Genomic DNA, 22,149 nt, shown 5'->3' with positions numbered 1-22,149 from the left:
GCTAGCGGGTTAGGCCGTGTGCCGTAGCGGAGTCGCGGCCTGCCGCCGTTGCAGCGAATGAATGTGATGAAATAGGTTCCAGCAATATTCCTCTGGCAGTCCACAGGTAGCAGCCCCCCGCATGACCACGCTGGAATACCACTCGTTGGGGGCAATTTCTGCGTGGGTCTTGCTGATCACTGAGTAGGTGCGGGTTTGGGCATAGGCTTGCCCGTTAGCCACTACGGTGACCATTTCGTGGCAATAACCCTCTTCGCGCAGATCCAGGGCGGGGCTGAGTCGCCAGGGCAGGTGGTAGAGTACGCCCTGCACCTTGGCGGTGGGGTCGGGGACAACATCCAATACGCCGCAGTTGCGCAGGCGCGATCGCCGAAAGAACCCCAGCCGATACCCAGCGAGCGTCGCTGGCCCAACCACGTAGGCGTGGGTGCTTTCGCCCAGCGATCGCTTCAAATCGACCGGGCACATGCAAGAGCCGTAGGCAAAGTAGTAGAAGCGATCGTCCGGGTTATGAAACGGGATGACACTGGTCATGGGCGGTCACTGAGAGCGGAGAGTTGAGAGCAACGGGAATTGAGTTAACCTACCCCTAACCCCTACTAGGAGGGGATAGAGGCAAAGGCTATCTAAGAGCAAAGCTCTGTGATTGAAGGACTACAAACACAATCCACGGTTTTCCGGTCGGGATGCCGATGATTGCTGCTGTTACTTTCGTTTATATCACTCTATTTCCCAAGCAGAAAGGTTTCTTGATGAAGCCTTGACAAGTCTTTAAAGTGTCCAAGGGAAGGAAGCTAGAAACCGGGTTTCTAAATCAATGACGTTGATCTTCAGTGGTGTAAAGAAGAAACTCGGTCGCTGCGGGAATGCTCGATCGCAGGATTTCGGTACGATGCGTTTTGCTAAGTGAGTGAGGGGCGCGATCGCACTCCTCCCCTTCTAATCGCCATACGCCCAATGGATATCTTAAAACCACCGCTGGTTATGCCAATGCAGGCAGCGACAACGCTATAACCACAGCGTGACATTGATGATCACGCTGTGGTTTTGCCAATGCAGGGGGTGGTAATGGCAATGCGGTGCCTGGTTATAGCAATGCGATCGCCTGCTATGGCAATGCGTCGGCTGGCTCTACGATGTCGTCCACCGGCAACGCTATGTCACGGCCATCAATATGTTCACCGGAATGAGGCACAGCCTATGTCTAGTAAGGCCCAAACATGCCATTGGCCGGGTTATCGGCCTCGTCGCTACAACAAAAATCGCTGAAGTGCTGCAAAAACTCGGCCTTGGTGAGCCATCCATCCTGGTCGGTATCTAGCGGTGGAAACACCAGTGGCGCATAGACCGGCGACTCATTAAAGGCAGCCAGCAACTGTCCCCATTCAGCCTGGTTAACTTTGCCATCTTCATCCTGGTCAAAGACATCGAAGATGATCTCCATCAGGCTGAGAATGTCGTCATTGTGAGGCTCAGTATCAGATAGACTGTCGTCGTAGTAAGCCAGCCATTCGGCTCGGCAAACTTCGTGATTGTGGGCAGTGTCGGCCTTTTTTTCGAGCCCCTGCCACTTGCGCATCAGCTTGTCTTGCAGCACCAGGCAGCGGGGCGATCGCAGTGACCAGTTGCGCAGAGTAGACAGCTTCTTAAACATCAGCTCGAAGTCTTTTTTGACCAACACCCCCGTGTAGTCAGAGTCGTACATGCTAAACAACTTGGTCAATTTGCGCTGTTGCAAGTCAGTTAGCATGGCCTGTATTCCCCTCTGCGCCGGCAGTTGCTACTACAGTCATTAGCCTATAGCACTTTCAGGTTGCCAGCTGAGTCGGCCATCCCCAGGCTCAGCTAGTTTCTTCATGTGAATCGGGTAGAGCTTTGGCCCAATAGCACGACGGTCAAGGCTCAGCTTGGATGCGATCGCGGCCCTGCTGCTTAGCCTGATAGAGCCGGGCATCGGCGGCGGTAATCAAATTAATGGGATCGAGGGTGACCGAGGGCTGACAGGTGGCAATACCCAGGCTGAGGGTAATCCAAGGGCTAACGATGGATTTTGCATGGGGCAGATGCAACGCCTTCACCGCCTGACGCAGGGTTTCAGCTAGGTAGACAGCGCCGTAGGCATCAGTGCTGGGCAAAACGACCGCAAACTCTTCGCCGCCATAGCGGGCCGCGAGGTGGGTGCCGCGGTGGATGGTTTGAACGATCGTCTGGGCCACCAGGCGCAGGCAGACATCCCCTGCCTGGTGACCATAGTGGTCGTTGTAGAGCTTGAAGTAGTCGATATCCAGCAAGATGAGAGAGAAAGGCTGATGCTCGCGGACAGCGCGTCGCCATTCTTGCTCCAGGTATTGGTCAAAGTGGCGGCGGTTGGCAATAGTAGTGAGGCCGTCTACTAAGGTGAGTCGCTGTAGCTCTTGGTTGGCGCTTTGCAGGGCTAGCTCGGCCTGCCTGCGCACGTCAATTTCGCTCTGGAGCTGCTGGTTGAGCTGCTTAAGCGTATCGGTGCGGGCCGCCACCTGAGCTTCGAGGTCAGCATTGAACTGCTGAAGCAGAGTGGTTTGCTGCTCCAGATTGGCAAATAGCTGAGCCACCGATCGCGACAGCTGAGCAATCTCGTCCCGGCCAGGAAAAATGGGCATGGAAATATGGGTATCCCCTGTGCGAATGCGTTCGGCGGTAGCAGCAATGACCAGCACCGGCTTGATCATCTGCCCCGCAATCCACCAGGTCAGGGCACCGCTGATGATGCCAAGCACTACACCCCACAAAAAAATGCTGCCCTTGAGCGCGCTGGCAGCGGCAAACGCCTCGTCGGTAGACTGGCGCACTAAGACAATCCACCCCAACCCCTCGTAGGTGCGATAGCCCTGGGTGGCAGCGTAGCCGGTAACGTAGGTGTTGTCGTCAAACCAGGGCTCTACTACAAAGCCCGTTTGCCCCTGCAATGCAGCCTGAAAGCTGACCAGTGGTTGAAAGAGGTTGGGAGAAAATTGCTCATAGCTTTGGTCCTGATTAGGGGACAAGAGCACCTGCCCCGTATTCGCCAAAATTTGAATGTCAACCTGACCATAATCTTGCAGCGGGATGAGCAGGTTATCGCGCAGGGTGGTAGCCCACTGCCAGTAGAGGTGTGCGCCCAATACGCCCATCAGTTCGCCCTCTAAAGTGCGCACCGGGGTGGCGATGTCTACCAGGCGAATGGGTTCTCGGCTGGGGTTGGGCAGCAGGTTTGCAAGCAGATTGGCCGGGTGCACGTTCTGCACGTTGGCCTGGGTCTGACCTTCAACAAACCAGGGCCGTTCGGCCACGTTTGCCCCTTCTAACAGGCGGTGGGTGCTGGCTAGCACAACGCCCTTAGGATTGGTCAAACCAATCCAGGCAAAGTCACTAAAGGATTCTTGCAGTCGTTCTAGTAAGACCCGCTTGGACTCGGCTGGCTGGGTTGGCGATCGCATGTCATCTAGCAAAGCTACAGTTTGCAGCTCGTGGTAGTAGATGTACATGTCGCGATCGAGGGCACCGGCGAGCTGGTAGGCCAACTGAGCCATCCGTTCGCCGCGATCGCTCTGGGCTTGGGCCTGGCTGATTTCACCCACAACCGCCGCCAGCAGCATCGAGAAGATGAGGATAGTGGTGGCGATCGCTGCACCCAAGCGGCTGCGAAAGCTGCGGCGCAGGTTTAATTTACCTAACCAAAATCGAACGCGTTTCACAGTCGACGGCTAGCTCACTCCACGGGCAGTATGCCCATCGTAATCGGTAGCCGTAGGGGGAAATAGGCCCGATTTACAAATACCCCGCCGCCTGCATCGTAAACAAGCGGGCGTAGCGACCGTCCTGCCGCAGCAGCTCCTCGTGGCTGCCCTGCTCAATTAGCTTGCCCTGGGCCAGCACAATGATGTTGTCGGCCCGCCGCACCGTCGAAAAGCGGTGGGAAATCAGGATCGCCATCTGATTTTGGGTGGCGGCCCGAAACTGCTCAAACAGACGGGTCTCAGCCTCTGCATCCATGGCCGAGGTGGGTTCATCCAGCACCAGAATGTCAGCCTCGGTGCGCATAAAGGCGCGGGAGAGGGCGATCTTTTGCCACTGGCCGCCCGAAAGCTCCTGCCCCCCAAAGAACCACTTCCCCAGCTGGGTGTTAAAGCCCTCCGGCAGATCCTCAATAAACTCTGTAGCGGTGCCCTTGGCGGCGGCGACCTGCCAACGCTGGGCATCTTCAAAGTCGGTGACATCGCCGACGCCAATGTTTTCGCCCACCTTAAACTGGTAGCGCACAAAGTCCTGAAAAATCACGCCGATGCGCTGCTGCACCACGTCGGCATCCCACTCTTGCAGATCGCGGCCATCCAGCAAAATGCGGCCCGCGCTGGGGGTGTAGAGCCGGGTCAACAGCTTGATCAGGGTGGTTTTGCCGGAGCCGTTTTCGCCCACGATCGCCATCTTTTCCCCCGGTTTCAGGTGAAAAGAAACCCCTTCTAACGCCAGGCGATCGCTGCCCGGATAGCTAAATGACACCCGCTCAAACCGCAGCCCATCGCTGGGGTCAAGGCCCCGATCGGCGGTGCCCATATCCTCCGGCACCGGCTGTTCGAGAAATTCGTAGAGGTTGGCCAGGTACAATCCGTCTTCGTACATGCCGCCGATCGCTGTTAGGGTGCTGGCAAAGGTAGTCTGCCCCTGGCGAAACACCGTCAGGTACATGGTCAACTCGCCCAGCGAAATGCGGCCTGCGATCGCCTCCAGCACAATCCAGCAGTAGGCCAGGTAAAACGATACAGTGCTGAGCAAGCCCAGCCCGTAGCTCCAGCCGCTGCGGCGCACCGTCAGGCTGCGGTCTTCTTTATAGAGGCGCTGAAAAATATCCTGGTAGCGATCGAGCAGCAGCGACCCGAGGCCAAACAGCTTTACCTCTTTGGCAAAATCCTCCCGCGCCAGCAGCGCCTCTAAATAGATTTGCTGGCGGGTTTCGGGCGATCGCCACTTAAACAGGCGAAAGGCTTCCCCGGCAAACTGGGTTTCAGCGATGAAGGCCGGCAGGGTAGCGATCGCCAGCAGCGCCACTGCCCAACCCGAAAATTGCAGCAGCAATCCTCCAAAGGTGAGCAGCGACAGCAGGTCTTGGACCACCCCAAAGGTGCGATTCACCATGCTCAGAGGCCGCGACGACGCCTCGCGCCGAGCCTGGGTCATTTTGTCGTAAAACTCAGAATCTTCGAAGTAGGTCAGCGGCAGGGTCTGGGCCTTTTCGAGAATCATCACGTTGACCCGCTGCCCTAGCAGCACCCGCAGCAGCGATTGGCATAGGGTCAAGCCCTGGCGTGCCCCCGCCAAGCCTGCCACCAATAGCGCTTCCAAAGCCAGGTACATCAGCGCTGCCTGGCGATCAATTGCCAGTCCTGACTGGGCGGCCTTGACCACACCATCGACAATCAGCTTGCCAACGTAGGCGATCGCCGCCGGCAGCAAGCCTGCCACTAGGGTTAGCAACCCTAACGCCACTGTCAGCCGCCAGTCGGTCTGCCACACCAGCTGAAGAGCTCGCTGTCCGTAGCGATACATGGCCAAGGACTGACCCAGATTGCGCCACGACGCTTTTTTGGGGGGAGCCGAAACCCGTTTTACCCTGTATTCACTCATTTTTCTACGATAGCGTCTTGGCTAGGGAGGGTGAGTGGGTAGGGGGATGGGGGGTGGGGAAGGTAGGGAGATGAGGAAGATGGGGGGATGAGGGGTTATTGCATTGGCGGGGCGGCGACACTGGATGAAACTGGGCGATGCTCTTCCATAGGTTGGGAGCTGTTTGACGCAGTGTTTGCCTGCTCCGGTTGTACGCCGGTCAGATATTCGGGGTGATTGAGCTCGCGCACCTTGAGGACGATCAAATACTCATAAAACGCCTGGAGGGTGCACCAGGCCAGCCCGGCGCGACCATCGCGCCAGCCACCGAGGATAAACATCATGTAGAGCCACCGGGTCAGGGGTCGCAGGGGCAGTCGCAGCGAGAGATCCTTTAACGCTCGGCGGCGCTCGACTTCAGACTTGCCCCAAATCATGGCCCGCCAGTCTACGCGGCCTTCCTTGAGCTGCCGCAGGGTTTCGGCGGCCTCATCGGTGGAGTAGCGGTTGTGCTTATCGATCCACCGGTTGAGTCCCTTGCTACAGGTGTAGTGGGGATAGGTCTCCTGCAAAAATCCGGTGGGGCCATCTACAATCTCGCGCTCGGTGTGACCGTAGTCGTCAAACCACACTTTGCCCCGGCGCAGCAGCCGCAGCTGGTAGCGCGGAAACTGGGTGCTGCGGCGAATCCAGCTGCCCATAAACATGACTCGCTCGGCCACGTAGTAACCCACGGTGTCGCTGTCGGGTTGGGCGATCGCCGCCAAACATTCGGCAAACAGCTCTGGCGTCATGCGCTCATCGGCTTCGAGAATGTAGGCCCAGTCGTAGCGATAGGGAACATGCTCCAGCATCCAGGTGCGCTGCTGGCCGTGGCTGGCGAAGGGATGTTCGATGAAGCGGACGGGGTATTGGGTGGCAATAGCTTGGGTGCGATCGCTGCTGCACGAGTCCACCACAATGACATCGTCAGACAGCAAGGCCGACTCTATACAAGCGGCAATATCCCGCTCCTCATTGTGGGTCAATATAAAAATCGAGAACATAGTCGCGGCACGCCCCAACGTTAGACAGGAAATCCTCTCTGGTTTAGAGAACCCATTTTGGCTCCCAAACTGAAATTTACTCAGCAATTGCGCTGCCAACCACAGTTGGGCGACATCTTTACTCCCTCGTCATTGCATCCAACAAATATCAAATAAAAAGGGGCAGCCAGTGGCTGCCCCAACGGGTCATTAATAGGATTTAAACGGTAGGCTGTAACGCTTAGTCGATGGCTCTTTTCAGCGCATCCTTCACATCTTCTTTAGCGTGGGTGGCTTGGGCTTCGGCCTGCTTGGCATGCCCCTCCGCTTTGCTCCTGGTGTCGCCTGTAATTTCACCCGCAGCAGCTTGCACCTTGCCCTCGATATTTTGAGCGGTCGCCTTGACTCGATCTTCAATGGACATAGGGTTAATTTCCTTAACGAAAATCTTTCCTTACTTTAGAGTTAAGCCCAATGGTATACATCTCCAGAAAGTAGCAATCGGGCTCTACATTTCGACAGAGACTGAGGTGGGGATATCCGTCTTGGCGGTGGCATAGAACCCAGCTCAATCCCGCGTTACACTGTTAAAAACGCGTATTTGGGCGTCTTCGGTCTATGAGTTTAGAGATTAAAGCCGTGCAGGCACCGTATGGCGATGCGACGTACCGTACGCCGCCCCCAGATTTGCCCTCCTTGCTGCTCAAGGAGCGGATTGTGTATCTGGGCCTGCCCCTGTTCTCAGGGGATGACGTTAAACAGCAGGTAGGTATTGACGTTACTGAGCTGATTATTGCTCAGCTGCTCTTTTTGCAGTTTGATGACCCCGATAAGCCGATCTTCTTCTACATCAACTCTACTGGCACCTCCTGGCATGACGGCAGCATGGTTGGCTATGACACCGAAGCCTTTGCCATCTGCGACACCATGAACTACATCAAGCCCCCCGTGCACACCATCTGCATTGGTCAGGCCATGGGGTCAGCGGCGGTAATTTTGGCGGCGGGCACCAAGGGCTATCGGGCTAGTCTGCCCCATGCTCGCATTGTGCTCAACCAGCCTCGCAGCGGTGCCCAGGGCCAGGCCACTGACATCGAGATTCGGGCTAAGGAAGTGCTCGACAACAAGCGCTCCATGATGAGCATTCTGGCTAAGAGCACCGGCAAAACCCTAGAGCAGGTGCTGAGCGACTCCGATCGTATGTTCTACATGAACCCAGAAGAAGCCAAGGAATACGGCATCATCGACCGGGTGCTGTCTAGCCGCAAAGAGTTGCCGGTGCCCGCTGGGGCAGGGCTTTAGGCCTAGGTACCAGGTTTAGGAGCAATCGCCCCTTAAGGCCGGTCTTTAACCATCCCACGTCCGTTGTTTTATTTTTAGGTTGAAAGAGCACTATGCCCATCGGCACTCCCAAAGTCCCCTATCGTTTGCCCGGTAGCCAGTACTCCCAGTGGGTCGACATCTACACCCGCCTAAACCAGGAGCGGATTATTTTTCTCGGTCAAGAGGTCACCGACACTCTGGCCAACTCCATCGTGGCAGCGATGCTGTACCTCGACTCCGACGACAACACCAAGCCCATTTACCTCTACATCAACTCCCCCGGGGGGTCGGTGACGGCGGGCATGGCCATCTACGATACCATGCAGTACATCAAGTCTGACGTGGTCACTATCTGTCTGGGTCTGGCCGCTTCCATGGGGGCGTTTTTGCTGGCGGCGGGCAGCCACGGCAAGCGGGTTGCCCTGCCCCACTCGCGGATCATGATTCACCAACCCATGGGCGGCACTGGTCGGCAGCGTCTCCAGGCCAGCGACATTGCCATTGAGGCCAAAGAAATTCTGCGAGTTCGTCAAGAACTCAACGAGATGATGGCCCGCCACACCGGTCGCTCCATTGATCAAATTCAGAAGGACACCGATCGCGACTACTTCATGTCGGCAGAGGAGGCCGTCGCCTACGGCCTGATCGACCGAGTGATTGAAGACCGCACTCAGGAAATCGTCTCTCCTGCCACCGCTGCGGTGTAATTGGCTGCGCCATTTTTGCCGACCGTTGGCAGAATAGGGCCAGCACACGTACCTCATTCTACTGAGTTGGCGAACTATGGCGCTGGCGCATTACTACCGCATATTGGGACTGAGAACCGGGGCCAGCTTTGGCGATGTCAAGCTGGCCTACCGCAACTTGGCCCGGCTCTATCACCCCGACACCAATCCCGGCGATCAGTTAGCAAAAGAAAAATTTATTCAGGTCACCCAGGCCTATCAAGCGCTTGTGAATGCGCTGCCCATGGAAGCCATCACGGCTCAGCGCAAGGCTACTCCTAGCCCAGCCACCAAAGCACCTGCCCAAGCAACTCCACCCCCTGCCGTCCACCGCCCCTCGGTACCCGCCGCCGCTCCACCTGTTGAAGAGGTTGAACTCACGGTTAGCCAAACCCCTGGAGGGTCAGAGGCCGATCAACAGCTTAAGGTGAACAGTTTTAAGCAGCTGCGAGAGCTATTTAAGGGGCAGCGTTTTCCCCGGGCAGTGGCTTTGGTAGAAGGGCTGGTTCAGCGCTTCCCGGAAGACCCGGAGATTCGCCAGTGGCATGCCATCACCTATTACCGCTGGGGTCACGACTTGCTTAACCATGGCAACCTGCAAAAAGCCGAAGCCTGCCTGAAAAAGGCTCGCCGTGTTGACCCGCAAAATCGCTCTCTGCGCCAGGCACTGCACCACGACTTTCAGCGTCTAGAGCAGCTGCGGCAGCATTTCGTACCCCAGGCCCAGTAGCAGCTACTTGCGCTCAGGCTTTCTATCAGTTCGCGATTAGGGTCTCGAACCAGCGCTCAAAGCGAATGGCTAGAGCACTGAGGGAATACTCGGTTTCGGCTTGACGGCGACAGGCGTGGCGATCGAGCTGGTCGATTTTGGCGATCGCATCCACTAGCCCCTGTACATCATCCGGCGGCACTAGCCAGCCCGTTTTGCCCGGCTGCACAATTTCAGCCGGGCCGCCTCGGGCATAGGCAATCACTGGCACGCCGCAGGCCAGAGCCTCGATCGCCACATTGCCAAAGGCTTCGACCCAGCGTGGGGTCATCACTAGGGCGCGGCACTGGCGCAGCACCTGCTGTAGCTCGTGGGTGGGTAAGAACCCTAGGTAGCAGTCGGCGGCGCGGGGAAAGCGATCGCAAAGGGTCTGCCAATAGGCGGCGTCTTCCAGCTTGCCCAAAATCTTTAGCGGAGCCTGGGCAATAGCGGCCGCCTCTAGGGCATCCTCTAGCCCCTTTTCAGGGGAGATGCGTCCCAGCCAGGCCAGGGCATCACCGGGGGTTGAGCAAAATTCGTATAAGTCCAGGTCAATGGCGCTGCTAAGCAGTTCAAAGGCATCGGCTACCCCAAATGTTTGGGCCTGGGTACGCGTGTAGGCCCCCAAGTGCTGGGGAAACTGCTGAGCTACCTGGCAGATGGCTTCATCCATCGCATCGCTGAGGGAGCCCATGGTAACAAAGTGGGCCACCGGAGTAACGAAAAACTCGGTCAGGTAAAAGGGCAACCAGTCGTAGGCCAGGTTGACGATCAGGTCAAACTCATCCTGGTGCTGCCGAGCGTAGCGCCACATAGCGCCCAGCGCACTGTCTGCGGGGAGCACGACCGGCGCGCTGCGTCCTTGGGTATGGGCCGTAGGCTGCAACTGCCCCGGCACCGTCACGATAGCAGCATCCCCTAGGCTCGACCCCTCCGGTGCCAGCACCGTTACTTGATGGCCGCGATCGCGCATTCCCTGGGTGAGGTTGAGCAGGGTGAGCTCGACTCCGCCCCCCAGGCCAGACCCTAGCGGCCCGACGGGAGTTGAGACAAACAACAGGCGACGAGAAAGGGGCATAGAGGAAGAGCTGGAAAGATCAGGGGTGGGGAGATCAGGCGGATGGGCGCTAGTTAGCGGGAGGGAGACGATGACCCTCCGGAGTCAGTCGTTGGCCATCGCTGTCGTGAGGTGCGTCGAGAGAGTTAGTCTCAGGAGGCAGTGCCCCTGAATAGGTCGCTGCAGGGATGCGGTTGAGCTGGTTGAGGGCCCACTGGGCAGTTTCCTGCACGCCAACATCGGGGTCTTGGGTGGCGTGGGCCAGCATGTGGCTGAGCTGAACCACCGTGTCGTAAATCCGGCTCAGGTCGCGAATGGCGTTTTTGCGCACCTCGGGGCTGGGGTCTTGCAGGCCTAGAGCCAAGGCTCGGTGCATGGGCTTGAGGCTGCGGCTACTAATCTCGGCCAGGGCAGCCAGAATCAAGCTTTTTTCCTGGGAATCGGCATCGAGCAGGCCGTCGATCAACGGCTGAATGGCGTCAGAATGGCCGCGCTGACCCAGTTCCCAAATGGCGTGGCGACGTACCGCACCATCGCGGTTGGCTAGCTCATGGATCAACGAGTCCACAATGTCCCCAGGGGTGAGCCGGGTAGTGGGGTCTATCAGGTCGGTGGTCGCTGCAGCCGGGGTAGCCAGACCAAGGGCAGGAGAATCCAACGTCCCCGTGTGCCCTACTGTATTCGGGGGAGCAGTGGAATTGTCTGGGGCTGGGGAAAGCTCAGTAATGCTCCTGGACTGTGAGTCTGCGCTGGGTACTCGTTCCGAGTTAGCGGTAGAACGCTTTGCCGATCGCCCCTGCCCCAAGAACCGCCAGCCCACCAAACAGCCGACCAGCGCCAAACCTCCTAGCACTAGCCAGGTCCAGCGGCGACCAGACTCAGCAGTTTCAACCGCTGGGGTAGTCTCAACCGCCAAAGGTTCAGCCCCTCGGTCTTCATCAGCAGGGGACTGAGCTAGTGCAGTGGTCTCAGCCTTAGACGATTCAGCCAGTGCAGGAGCATCGGCCGTCGCTACCACAGGCGTTGCTGCTGATGGCGCTGGCACTTCAGCCGTCGGAAACAGCACCGGTGCCTCTGGTTTAGGGGATGTATTCTCAGTCAGCAGTTGAGGCGTGCTCATGCGCTGCCAGGTGGCCTGATCGAGAGTGCCGCTAGCGGGTAGACCCGCCTTTGACTGAAAGGCGGCGATCGCCTCCTGGGTCGGCCCCCCATAACGACCATCCACAGGCCCCTGGTAGAGCCCCAGCAGCCGCATCTGCCGCTGAAGCATCGTGACTTCGTCGCTTTCGGTCCCCGGTTGCAGCAGCACGGGGTTAGGATCAGATGCCTCTGTCTGGGCGATCGGCTGGGTATCCAGTTGGGCAGGCTCTAGGTCGGTGGTAGCTTTGGCGATCGCAGCCCCTAACCCTGGCAAAACAGTTACAGATAAACCCGCCGCCAGAGTCAAAACAGCAAACCCCACCCCAGAAGCACTGCGGCAGCTCTGCCCTCTTCCTGGCGTTGGCATTCTAAATCTCATATCGGCCCATAGCTGGCAGCGGCGGTTACCCAGTGTGGATGCCCCTAAGGTAACTTAACCTGCCGAGGGCGGCGTGATCTAGGGTGGATGGGTAGGGAGTGGATGGGTAAGGGGTAGGGGGTGGATGGGTAGCGGATCGGTACCTCTAACTAGGCCATCGTCTACAACAGGATTGCCTGCCTATTTCCTCTTCGAAGATTAAGCCAAGCGGTCAGCTCAGGATGCAACTCTACCCATCCACCCCCTACTCCCCACCCATCCACTGCCTCGCCTAGTCCGGTTCCACTGGGGTACTGTCTGTCGAGGTTGCGGTCTCGTAAGCTAGGGTTAACTGGCGCAGCTTTTGAGTCAGAGCATCGCGCTGGTTGATCAGGTAAATGCTCACCAGGGTAAAACTAACGCCCAGCCACTGCAACGCACTTAAGGTTTCACTCAAAAACAGGTTGCCAAACAGCAGGGCAAATACCGGGGTCAAAAAGGTCAGGGCGCTGAGGCTGGTGAGGTTGCCCTGGGCCGCCAAAAAAAAGAAAATACCGTAGGCCAGGGCGCTGCCAAAGATGGTTGAGTAGGCGATCGCCCCCCAATCCAATCCCGTCAACCCCTGCCAGGGCTGCACTTTCCCCAGGGACGACAGCACAAACAGAGGAATGCCCCCTAGCACCATGTGCCAGCCTGTGGCCACAACAGGGTCGACATGGCGGCAGACGTAGCGAATCAAAATTGTGCCAGTGGCCATCGACAGGGCCGCCAGCAGCATCAGCCATTCGCCGCCTTGCGAGAGGGTTGTTAGGGCGGTGCCCTCAGTCAGCCAGGCCGTGTCGCCATGGAAGAGTGAAAAAATCCATTCGTCGGGCAGGCCTAGCAGGCTAATACCCGCAATGCCCCACAACAGACCAATCCAGCCGAGGGCACCGATGTACTCGCCAAAAAGACCTCGCGCCATGACCGCCACCGCTAAGGGTTGAGAATCAATCATCACCGAGCCCAGGCCGGCCCCAGTCCGCTGCAGACCCGCCGCCAAAAATCCTTGAAATAGTGTGCCATCCACCAGAGCAAAAAGCGCTATCCACAGCCAGCCCTGGCGGCTAATAGTCTGGGAACGGCCCAAAAACAACCCCACCAACAGTACGAGCAGACCCGCAGGCACCAGCCGTACACCCGCCATAAAGAACGGCGTGGTGTGGGGCATGGCTCCCTTCATCGCCACCATGGCTGTGCCCCACAAAAAGAAAGGCGCAATCAGCACAATGGGGTTGCGAGTGACCGGCTGGGGAACGGAGACTGAATCCATAGTGGGGAAATGAAGGGCGATAGTTTCAAAGACCCGCCCAAGGGCGAGCGCAGCGGCCAAAAAGCTTTCTTTAAGGAATGTTAACGCAGTTCGGGGTAGGGCGCTGTCCTTCCCAGAATCGCTCAATCCCTAGCAAGCTGCGGCGCTAGGCCCCGCCACAGTGTTGTTTTGGCTACAATAGACCCTGGCTCTAGCACGTTCAGTGCCGGGGCTATCTGCTATTCACCCTTGTCCGCCTACAGTTGTTGATACCCCTATGATTTGGCCGTTTTCTCGCCGTTCTCGCAAGTCCATTGCCCGCATCGAAGTGACTGGCGTGATCGGGGCCGCCACCCGTAAGCGGATGCTAGAGGCCCTCAAAGAGATTGAGGAAAAGCGCTTTCCGGCTCTGCTGCTGCGTATCGACAGCCCTGGCGGCACCGTGGGCGACTCCCAAGAAATCTACACTGCCCTCAAACGGCTCAAAGACAAGCTCAAAATTGTGGCCAGCTTTGGCAATATCTCCGCCTCAGGTGGGGTCTATATCGGCATGGGCGCCAACCACATTGTGGCCAACCCTGGCACGATCACCGGCAGCATCGGCGTCATTTTGCGGGGTAATAACCTGGAGCGCCTGCTCGATAAAGTAGGCGTGTCGTTCAAGGTGATTAAGTCTGGCCCCTATAAAGACATTCTCGCCTTCGATCGCGAACTCACCGATCCCGAAAAGGGCATTCTGCAGGAGCTGATCGACGTCAGCTATAGCCAGTTTGTCAAAACCGTTGCCGAGGCTCGCCACCTCAGCGAAGAGACGGTACGTAGCTTTGCCGACGGCCGCATTTTTACCGGCGAACAGGCCCTCCAACTGGGTGTTGTAGACCGGCTCGGCAGCGAGGAAGACGCCCGCCGCTGGGCTGCCGAGCTGGCCGGTCTCGACCCTGACAAGGCCGAGTGCATCACCTTTGATGAGAAAAAGCCTCTCCTGCGACGGCTAGTGCCTGGCAATAGCCATGTCGCTGTTTCTGGGCTAGCCTACCCCGCCCTGTCGTTACCTGCCCTCAATGCAACCCTAGAGTGGCTAGAGTTCGAACGCTCCACCAGCGGCATGCCCCTGTGGCTCTATCGTCCTTAAGGGCAAGCACAGATCAGTGCCCTGGTAGGATTAAAGCAGTAAAATGCAGTCAATTCTCCGCCTCAATTGTAGCCGTCGGTGCCGTTGGGGCTTTAAGAATGACCTTTGGAGGCTAACGCGTGGACTGGCGAGTGTGGGCAATTCGGGGAGCGGTAACGGTACCAGAAAATACGGAGGGGGCGATTCGGGAGGCCGTCACAGAGTTGATGGATGCCCTCGAAGAGCGCAACCACCTCGACCCGGCCTGCATTATCAGCGCCACCTTCTCCGTTACCCGCGACTTGGATGCGGTGTTTCCGGCGGCAATCGCCCGCCAGCGGCCTCAGTGGGACAACGTTGCCTTCCTCGACGTGCAGCATATGCATGTTGAAGGCAGCTTACCCTGCTGCATCCGCATCCTGATGCATGTGCAGCTTCCCGTCCCCCACGGCAAAATTCAGCATGTCTACCTGCGCGGCGCCCGCGACCTGCGTCCCGACCTGGTAGTCACAGGCTAGAAGGACGATTTTGACCTGTAAAAACGACCCCAGATTGTGGCTTTGTGAGCCTAAATCTGGGGTCGTTTCTGTTGAGCTATCTCTTCTAATGTCGCTTCAGCCGAATGCCCAAAAATAAGTCGTACAGAAAGCCGAAGAAGTCTTTCATCTGTAGAAGCCCCAGGGACTGGGGAGACCCTTTTTCATCAAGCAGGGGCTGCATCACCTCATAGGTTGGCTTGTACTTGTACCAGGGCACGGAGGGCCACAGGTGATGTACCAGGTGATAGTTCTGACCCATGATCAGCAGATTGAGAATTGGGCTGGGGTAGACCCGAGCATTCTTCCAGCGATCGCGATCTTCAAACGGTCGGTGGGGCAAATAGTCAAAAAACAAGCCCAGGGCAATGCCCACCACGAGAGCAGGTGAAAACCAGTAGTTAAAGAGGTAGCCCAAAAAATCGAACCGACAGGCGATAAATACCAGCAGTCCCACCGCAAAGCGACCCAAAAACCACTCCAGCAGCTCCCAATTGCGCCAGAGACGGCGCTGAAAAAAGTAGATCTCGTGGTAGAAAAAGCGCGCCGCAATTAGCCACAGCGGCCCGCCCGTCGACACAAAATGATCGGGGTCGTTTTTAGGATCATTGACGTGGGCGTGGTGCTGTAAATGCACCCGCGTAAACACCGGAAATGAGAACCCCAGGATCAGAGCGCTGCCGTGGCCCAGCAGGGCGTTCACCACGCGGTTGCGGTGAGCTGAGTTGTGGCTGGCGTCATGAATCACTGTCCCCGCCAGGTGTAGGGACAGCACGTTCATTAGAAACACACACCAGCTGGCCCAATGCCAGCAAAAATAGCCCACCGTAGACAGACTGATCAGCCCGACGGAAGCTATAAACATGAGAGAGTTGAGGCTCAATCCGCCTTCGGTTTTGAGTAACTCAGGGGGAACCGTTTTTCGAACCGTCAGGGCTTCAGCTGCCACCGACATGATGCGTCGCTCCTACACCAGTGCCTTCGGTAGTATACGTTACGGTGCTTTATTAATAAAGTTTTATGACACAGCCTAAAGATACCCACTGTCCGGGCAGCTTGCCGTCGATAGCGCGCCATAGAAGGTGATAGACGAGCGTCACTCGCCTTAGCCCCTTGGCCATTGCCCATGGTCCGTAAAAACGCTGAAATTTTTGCCGGTTTTAGGGTGACGCGTAAAGCCCATCGGCATTCGTGCTACTATCCCTGTGCTTTATGGCTGCTAGTCTACGGGCTTGATTAAGGGTCCCATGCGGTAGCGTTTTACTCTCAGTAGAGGTCGTTTATGCCCCTGCGCAACTCTGTCCGCCGCACCAAAATTGTTGCCACTATCGGCCCTGCCACCCAAAATGCCGACGTGCTGCGGGAGCTGATCGAGGCTGGGGCCACCACCCTGCGGCTCAACTTCTCCCACGGCAGCCACGACGACCACCAGCGCAGCATTCGCCTGATTCGGCAGATTTCCTTCGAACTCAACCAGCCGGTGGGGATTCTGCAAGACCTCCAGGGGCCAAAAATTCGCCTGGGCAAGTTTGAGCACGGCCCTATCCAGCTGGCTAAAGGCGATCCCTTTGTGCTCACCAGCGAGATTATTCTGGGCACCCAGGAGCGGGCCTGCGTCACCTACGACAAGCTGGCCCAGGAAGTGCCCCCCGGCTCCACGATTTTGCTGGACGACGGCAAAGTCGAAATGCAGGTAGAGTCAGTCGATCTGATGGCTCAGGAGCTTCACTGTCGCGTGGTGGTGGGCGGCACCCTGTCGAACAATAAGGGGGTCAACTTCCCTGGAGTTTACCTCTCGGTTAAGGCACTCACCGACAAAGACCGCGAAGACCTGCTGTTTGGCCTTAACCAAGGTGTTGACTGGGTAGCCCTCAGCTTTGTGCGCAACCCCCAGGACGTGCTGGAGATTAAGGAGATTATCCATGCCGCTGGCAAAAATGTGCCGGTAATCGTCAAGATTGAAAAGCACGAGGCCATTGAGCAGATGGAGGCTATTCTCTCCCTCTCAGACGGAGTCATGGTGGCCCGGGGCGATCTGGGAGTCGAGCTACCCGCCGAGGAGGTGCCGATTCTGCAAAAGCGGCTGATTGCCATGTCCAACGCCCTGGGCATTCCGGTAATTACCGCTACCCAGATGCTCGACAGCATGGTGTCGAACCCCCGCCCTACCCGAGCTGAGGTGTCTGACATTGCTAACGCCATTCTTGACGGCACCGATGCGGTGATGCTCTCCAACGAAACCGCCGTGGGCAAGTTTCCAGTAGAGGCTGTGGCCACCATGGCGAAGGTGGCCGTGTGCACCGAGCAGGAGGGGCTGACCCTGGGCGATCGCAAGGACGGTGGCGGAGCCCGCTCAATTCCCAACGCCATCAGCCAGGCCGTGGGCCGCATTGCGACGCAGCTCAACGCGGCCGCCATCATGACCCTGACCAAATCGGGGGCTACCGCCCGCAACGTCTCGAAGTATCGACCCCAAACGCCGATTTTAGCAGTCACCCCCCATGTTCACGTGGCGCGGCAGCTCCAGCTGGTGTGGGGAGTGCGGCCGCTGCTGGTGCTGGATTTGCCCTCTAGCACCCAGACCTTTCAAGCGGCCATGAGCGTTGCCCAAGAAAAGACGCTGCTCAACGACGGCGATCTGGTGGTGCTAACGGCGGGGACGCTGCAAGGGATTTCAGGTTCTACCGATTTGATCAAGGTGGACGTGGTGACAGCGGTGCTGGGGCGCGGCGTGGGCATTGGCGAAGCCTCGGTGAGCGGCCGAGCCCGAGTTGCCCACACCAGCTTGGAGGTCAACGACTTTAACGACGGCGAAATTTTGGTGGTGCCCCATACTAGCGCCGACTTTGTCGAGGCTATTCGGCGGGCGGGCGGCATTGTCACAGAAGATGACAGCCCCACCAGCCACGCAGCGGTCATTGGTCTGCGGCTAGGGGTACCGGTGATTGTAGGGGTTAAAAACGCCACCGAAATCATCCGCGATGGCAGCATTCTGACCCTCGATACCCGGCGGGGGCTGATCTACTCTGGGGCTCTAGGGCCGGTTAAGAATGAGCCCGCCATGAGCTTTTAGTGCGTTTTGGCCAGCCTGATTCTCAGTCGGTTATAACAAAAGACTCCGGCACCTGAATGCCGGAGTCTTTTGCTTTATTGAACTATGCCTTTGGGACGTTAAAATAATGCCCCGGCTTAACCTATTTATAAAGCTCAGTAGACAGGCGAACTGCCAGAATACCAGGCAATAGAGCTACGGCTAGGGCAATAAAGATCTGGGTGTCTGAAAGGGGCATAAAAAATACTCCTCAAGCTGAGTGAATAGCGCTTAAGCAAAGACGCTTGGTCTAGACCGATTGTTAACTAAGATGGGAACTTTCGCGAGGCCGGTCAGCCTAACTGTTACAGAGCTTAACGGGAATCCTCAAGGCAGCGCTAGGGTTTCTAGTTGGGGTTAGCCCTGAGGGGCTGCTAGGCTGAAGAGCCACGATCGCTGCGGTCTTTCTTTTATTCGGTGTGCTTCGCGATGCTTGATATGGATACAACTCAACCCGTCCGTGGTGACTTTGATCGGCAGCTGCTGCGGGTGCAGCGCGATCTGCTGCGCATGGGGGCGTTGGTTGAAAACTCCTGCGTGCTGGCTCGGGAGGCACTGTGCGATCGCAATCTCGATGCCGCCCAGCGGCTCCACCGTCACGATAAGCAGATCGACCAGTTCTACCGCCAAATCGAGATGGACTGCATGCACCTGTTTACGCTCCAGGCCCAGCCCGAGGCCAAGGATCTGCGGCGCGTTGGAGCCTTTATGCAGCTCGTGCGCGACCTAGAACGCATCGGTGACTACGCCGAAGATTTGGGGGAAGTAGCGCTTAAACTCTTTCCTTACCCCGTACACCCGCTGATGGGGCGGGTGCAGACCATGCTCGATCGCTGCCGATCGATGGTCGCAATGTGCCTGCTGGCCCTCTCTGACCTCGACGCCAAGAGCGGCTTAGAGATTAAGCAAAAAGACGACGCTATCGACGCCGACTACGAAGAGCTATACGCCCTACTAGCCCACCAGACCAACCTGACTGGTTCAGTGGAGCCGACAGTACTGCTGGTGTTGGCTATTCGCTATATGGAGCGGATTGCCGACCATGCCACCAACATTGGCAAGCGGGTGGCCTACATTGTCACGGGCGAGCGGAAGTGATGGATTGAGGGAGGGGTGTCAGGTTTAGGGTGTTGGGTATTGGGGGTAGCTCAGGACCTTGCCCCGATACTTTGAACCTCGCGCCTGCTTTACAAAACGTTGCCTTCCATTGACAAAAAGATTTGACAGCGGTCCATTTCCTGAGAAACTGTAGGGTGTAACCGGCTCCCCATCGTTTGAGGGGTTTAGCCTCCCTGAGAGGCTGGGCCTGAGGTGAGGGTTACTTTTCGCTGCCGGGTTCATCTGCGGCTGTAGCAGTTACACTTGGGCGTTGGCTACCCCAGTCTGTCGGTTGTCCTCTCGGCCATAGCTAGAGGAGGGAGCCAGAGCGCTTGTCTGCACCTTGCCTTGAGGAAGACGAATCGAGGCCAGTTGCCGCTACGGCTTCACCCCCAGCACTGGTTTCGGCGTCGCCTCGTTGCTACAGGCAGCGTACTGAGACCGCATCCCTGGTGCTCACACGGGTTGATGACCTGTCGTAGCCCGGGGCACCCCAGTCATGAATAGTTTTAGGAATCAGTCGCTACATGGAACTCTCGATCGCGGCCTTACTGGCAAGCTTTGCCAAAGATAAAACCCACACCCTCAAGGGCCTAGAGAAAAAGCTGCACTGCAACGACGATGCCAGCCAGCGTGACTTGCAAATTGCCGTTGATGCCCTAGAGCGGATTGGGGTGCTGGTCAAAGAGCGAGGCAAGTATCGTCGCGAGCTGGGGGAAAATGTGATTGAGGGCAAGCTGCGCTGCTCAAGCAAGGGCTTTTGCTTTGCCATTCAGGACGAAGAGGGGGCCGACGACATCTACGTGCGTGAGAGCCAGCTGAATACGGCCTGGAACGGCGATCGCGTTCTGGTCAAAGTCACCAAGGAGGGCAGCCGCCGTCGCAGCCCCGAAGGCGAAGTGCAACTCATTCTGGAGCGGGCCAATGCCTCAGTGCTAGCCCGCGTCAAGCAAGAATCTGACGACTACCGCGCCGTACCCCTCGACGATCGCCTGCTGTTTGAGCTAGCCCTGGTGGCCAACGGCGGCAACCTAGCCGACGCCGTCGACCAGCTGGCTCATGTCGAAATTGTGCGCTATCCCCTGGGACAGCACCCGCCCCAGGGCCGGGTAGCCCAAATTCTCGGCAGCGACGCCGAAGCCGCCGCCGACATCGACATCGTCTACTGCAAGCACGACCTGCCCCGCAAGTTTTCTGACGCGGTGCTCAAAGCCGCCCAGGCGCTGCCCACCCGCGTGCTCAAAGCCGATTTCAAAGACCGCCTTGACTTGCGCGAGGCCCTCACCGTAGCCATTGACGGCCCCAACGCCCAGGTGATCGACGACGCCATCAGCCTAGAGCGCACCGCCGCTGGCCAGTGGCGGCTAGGAATTCACATTGCCGATATTTCCCACTACGTCCCGGCTCATTCGCCCATTGACCAGGAGGCCTGCAAGCGCGGCACCTCGGTCTATCTGGGCGATGAGGTGATTCCCATGCTGCCGCCCCCCCTGTCTGGGCCGCTGGGGTCGCTGCTGGCGGGCAAAGACCGGCTGGCGATTTCAGTGCTGGTCACCCTCGACGACACGGGTGCTGTGAAGGAGTACGAGGTGCAGCCCACGGTGGTGGCTGTAGATCACCAAATCTCCTACCAGGAAGCCCAGGGAATATTGGAGCGCGACAACTCCGATGTGCTCAAGAGCCTAGGCATCAAGCCGAAGGCCCTCAAGGCTCTAGAGCCAGTCTACGACCTGATGGATAACCTGCTCTACCTGAGCCAGGCGATCAAGCGGCAGCGCCTCCACCGCGGTTCCTTTGAGCTAAATTTGCCCGAGTACGACTTCCCCGCCGATGCGGGTGAGCCGCTAGCCCATTACCGATCGCCCAAGTTTCAGTACGACGATGAAGGACTGCTGGGGGTGATGGTGACGGCCACTAGCCTGCCCTCCCGACAGATTGTGACCGAGTGCATGCTGCTGGGCAATCAGCTGATCGCTCAGCAGCTCAAGGCGCTGGGGGTGCCCGCCATCTACCGCCTGCACCGCGCCCCCGACGCCAGCGATGTGCAGGAATTGGTCAAGCTGGCCGAAAACATGGAGATTCAGCTCACCCTCGATGACGAAGCGGCGCCCCAGCCTAAGGACTACCAGCGGTTTGTGGAGCAGTTTGCCGCCTCAGGGGCTGAGAAAATTCTCACCTACCTGCTACTCGAGACTATTCAGCCCGCTTTTTATAGCACCCACGCCGACCTGCACTTTGGGCTGGCTCTCACCGAGGGCTATACCCACTTCACTTCCCCCTCCCGCCGCTACGCGGATCTGCTCATCCACCGCATTCTCCATGCAGTGTTTGAGTCGGGCCGCGATCGCCGCTCCACCCGCTCCAAAGATCCGGCTAACCTGCGCCACAGCTCCTGCCACGGCCAGGTCAACTGGAACGTGCTGCCCCCCGAGATTCAGCACGAGCTAGAGGATGACATTCCCCGCATCGCCATTCACCTCACCGAGCGCGAGCGCCTAGCCCAGGAGGCCGAGTCAGACCTGGAGGGGCTGAAAAAAGCGGAGTTTATGCGATCGCATACCGGCGAGGTCTTCCACGGCCTGATTACCGGCGTGCAGTCCTACGGCTTCTTCGTCGAAATTGAAGAATTGCTGGTCGAAGGGCTCGTCCACGTCAGCTCCCTCAAAGACGACTGGTACGAATATCGCGCCCGCCAGCAAAAGCTCGTCGGCCGCAAAAACCGCCAGCAATACCGTCTTGGCGACAAAGTTGATGTGCAGGTCAAAAGCGTCGACTACTACCGTCAGCAGATCGACCTCGTCGCCGTCGGCGGTGGCAGCCAGGCCCCCGAAGACGAAGACAACAACTACAGCGAAGACGATAACGGCGAACCCATCAACAGTCGAGATGACAGCCAAGATGATGGTCAAGACGATGGGCGCGATGAGGGTGAGTAAGTGAGTGAGGGAGACAGGGAGGGTGGGGGAGATGGAGATTGGGGCGCTGGCTTGAATACTAGCAGGTCGTTAGGATGAAGCAGGACAGGTG

General features: G+C 57.9%; 19 protein-coding genes. 8 read left to right on the top strand and 11 right to left on the bottom strand.

The window, feature by feature from the left end; genetic code table 11:
• Positions 1–9 precede the first annotated feature (9 nt).
• The 6 genes from H6F75_RS01765 to H6F75_RS01740 all read right to left on the bottom strand — a co-directional run bounded on the left by H6F75_RS01765 (position 10) and on the right by H6F75_RS01740 (position 7,068).
• On the bottom strand, positions 10–534 hold the full coding sequence (locus H6F75_RS01765) for a gamma-glutamylcyclotransferase (RefSeq protein ID WP_190748618.1): 525 nt from the start codon (positions 532–534) through the stop codon (positions 10–12).
• Positions 535–1,204: 670 nt separating this feature from the next.
• On the bottom strand, positions 1,205–1,750 hold the full coding sequence (locus H6F75_RS01760; protein ID WP_190748616.1) for an EF-hand domain-containing protein: 546 nt from the start codon (positions 1,748–1,750) through the stop codon (positions 1,205–1,207).
• 145 nt (positions 1,751–1,895) lie between these two features.
• Positions 1,896–3,713: a diguanylate cyclase gene (locus H6F75_RS28380; RefSeq protein WP_190748614.1), complete on the bottom strand. Its 1,818-nt coding sequence runs from the start codon at positions 3,711–3,713 to the stop codon at positions 1,896–1,898.
• A 73-nt stretch (positions 3,714–3,786) separates the two neighbouring features.
• Positions 3,787–5,640 (bottom strand): ABC transporter ATP-binding protein, encoded by a 1,854-nt coding sequence (locus tag H6F75_RS01750; RefSeq protein WP_242019578.1) that lies wholly within the window; start codon positions 5,638–5,640, stop codon positions 3,787–3,789.
• A 95-nt stretch (positions 5,641–5,735) separates the two neighbouring features.
• Positions 5,736–6,665: a glycosyltransferase family 2 protein gene (locus H6F75_RS01745; RefSeq protein WP_190748612.1), complete on the bottom strand. Its 930-nt coding sequence runs from the start codon at positions 6,663–6,665 to the stop codon at positions 5,736–5,738.
• Positions 6,666–6,885: 220 nt separating this feature from the next.
• The gene (locus H6F75_RS01740) at positions 6,886–7,068 is read right to left on the bottom strand and encodes a CsbD family protein (RefSeq protein ID WP_190748610.1); all 183 of its coding nucleotides are present in this window, start codon (positions 7,066–7,068) and stop codon (positions 6,886–6,888) included.
• A gap of 194 nt (positions 7,069–7,262) precedes the next feature.
• Between H6F75_RS01740 and H6F75_RS01735 the strand changes: the two genes are divergently transcribed.
• The 3 genes from H6F75_RS01735 to H6F75_RS01725 all read left to right on the top strand — a co-directional run bounded on the left by H6F75_RS01735 (position 7,263) and on the right by H6F75_RS01725 (position 9,422).
• Entirely contained in the window at positions 7,263–7,946 is a 684-nt protein-coding gene (locus H6F75_RS01735; RefSeq protein WP_190748608.1) for an ATP-dependent Clp protease proteolytic subunit, read from the top strand.
• Positions 7,947–8,038: 92 nt separating this feature from the next.
• Entirely contained in the window at positions 8,039–8,674 is a 636-nt protein-coding gene (locus tag H6F75_RS01730) for an ATP-dependent Clp protease proteolytic subunit (RefSeq protein ID WP_190748606.1), read from the top strand.
• 76 nt (positions 8,675–8,750) lie between these two features.
• Positions 8,751–9,422 (top strand): DnaJ domain-containing protein, encoded by a 672-nt coding sequence (locus H6F75_RS01725; RefSeq protein WP_190748604.1) that lies wholly within the window; start codon positions 8,751–8,753, stop codon positions 9,420–9,422.
• 25 nt (positions 9,423–9,447) lie between these two features.
• Here the strand turns inward: H6F75_RS01725 and H6F75_RS01720 are convergent, their stop codons facing one another.
• The 3 genes from H6F75_RS01720 to H6F75_RS01710 form a co-directional block, all read right to left on the bottom strand.
• On the bottom strand, positions 9,448–10,518 hold the full coding sequence (locus H6F75_RS01720; RefSeq protein ID WP_190748602.1) for a glycosyltransferase family 4 protein: 1,071 nt from the start codon (positions 10,516–10,518) through the stop codon (positions 9,448–9,450).
• A 49-nt stretch (positions 10,519–10,567) separates the two neighbouring features.
• Positions 10,568–12,004 carry a peptidoglycan-binding protein gene (locus H6F75_RS01715; protein ID WP_190748600.1) on the bottom strand — a complete coding sequence of 479 codons (1,437 nt, stop codon included), beginning with the start codon at positions 12,002–12,004 and terminating at the stop codon, positions 10,568–10,570.
• A 283-nt stretch (positions 12,005–12,287) separates the two neighbouring features.
• The gene (locus tag H6F75_RS01710; RefSeq protein ID WP_190748599.1) at positions 12,288–13,307 is read right to left on the bottom strand and encodes a DMT family transporter; all 1,020 of its coding nucleotides are present in this window, start codon (positions 13,305–13,307) and stop codon (positions 12,288–12,290) included.
• A gap of 256 nt (positions 13,308–13,563) precedes the next feature.
• On the opposite strand from H6F75_RS01710, the gene sppA reads away from it, so the two are divergent.
• Entirely contained in the window at positions 13,564–14,418 is an 855-nt protein-coding gene (gene sppA / locus H6F75_RS01705) for a signal peptide peptidase SppA (protein ID WP_190748597.1), read from the top strand.
• Positions 14,419–14,537: 119 nt separating this feature from the next.
• On the top strand, positions 14,538–14,915 hold the full coding sequence (gene aroH, locus H6F75_RS01700; protein WP_190748595.1) for a chorismate mutase: 378 nt from the start codon (positions 14,538–14,540) through the stop codon (positions 14,913–14,915).
• An 85-nt stretch (positions 14,916–15,000) separates the two neighbouring features.
• On the opposite strand, the gene crtR is transcribed toward aroH, so the two are convergent.
• The gene (gene crtR / locus H6F75_RS01695) at positions 15,001–15,888 is read right to left on the bottom strand and encodes a beta-carotene hydroxylase (protein WP_190748593.1); all 888 of its coding nucleotides are present in this window, start codon (positions 15,886–15,888) and stop codon (positions 15,001–15,003) included.
• A gap of 327 nt (positions 15,889–16,215) precedes the next feature.
• On the opposite strand from crtR, the gene pyk reads away from it, so the two are divergent.
• Complete coding sequence (pyk, locus tag H6F75_RS01690) at positions 16,216–18,006, top strand: pyruvate kinase (RefSeq protein WP_190748591.1); 1,791 nt, start codon at positions 16,216–16,218, stop codon at positions 18,004–18,006.
• 121 nt (positions 18,007–18,127) lie between these two features.
• Here pyk and psaM read toward each other — a convergent pair whose 3' ends face one another.
• Positions 18,128–18,223, bottom strand: a complete 96-nt coding sequence (psaM, locus tag H6F75_RS01685; protein ID WP_190748589.1) for a photosystem I reaction center subunit XII — start codon at positions 18,221–18,223, stop codon at positions 18,128–18,130.
• 239 nt (positions 18,224–18,462) lie between these two features.
• Between psaM and phoU the strand changes: the two genes are divergently transcribed.
• Both phoU and H6F75_RS01675 read left to right on the top strand, forming a co-directional pair.
• The gene (gene phoU, locus H6F75_RS01680) at positions 18,463–19,122 is read left to right on the top strand and encodes a phosphate signaling complex protein PhoU (RefSeq protein ID WP_190748587.1); all 660 of its coding nucleotides are present in this window, start codon (positions 18,463–18,465) and stop codon (positions 19,120–19,122) included.
• A 527-nt stretch (positions 19,123–19,649) separates the two neighbouring features.
• Positions 19,650–22,058, top strand: coding sequence for a ribonuclease R family protein (locus tag H6F75_RS01675; protein ID WP_190748585.1), 2,409 nt, complete (start codon positions 19,650–19,652; stop codon positions 22,056–22,058).
• Positions 22,059–22,149: the final 91 nt, after the last annotated feature.

The sequence above is a fragment of the Nodosilinea sp. FACHB-131 genome (assembly GCF_014695395.1).
Lineage (GTDB): Bacteria > Cyanobacteriota > Cyanobacteriia > Phormidesmidales > Phormidesmidaceae > Nodosilinea.
Note: the sequence above shows the minus strand (reverse complement) of the source record. Positions and strands in the feature narration are given on the sequence as shown.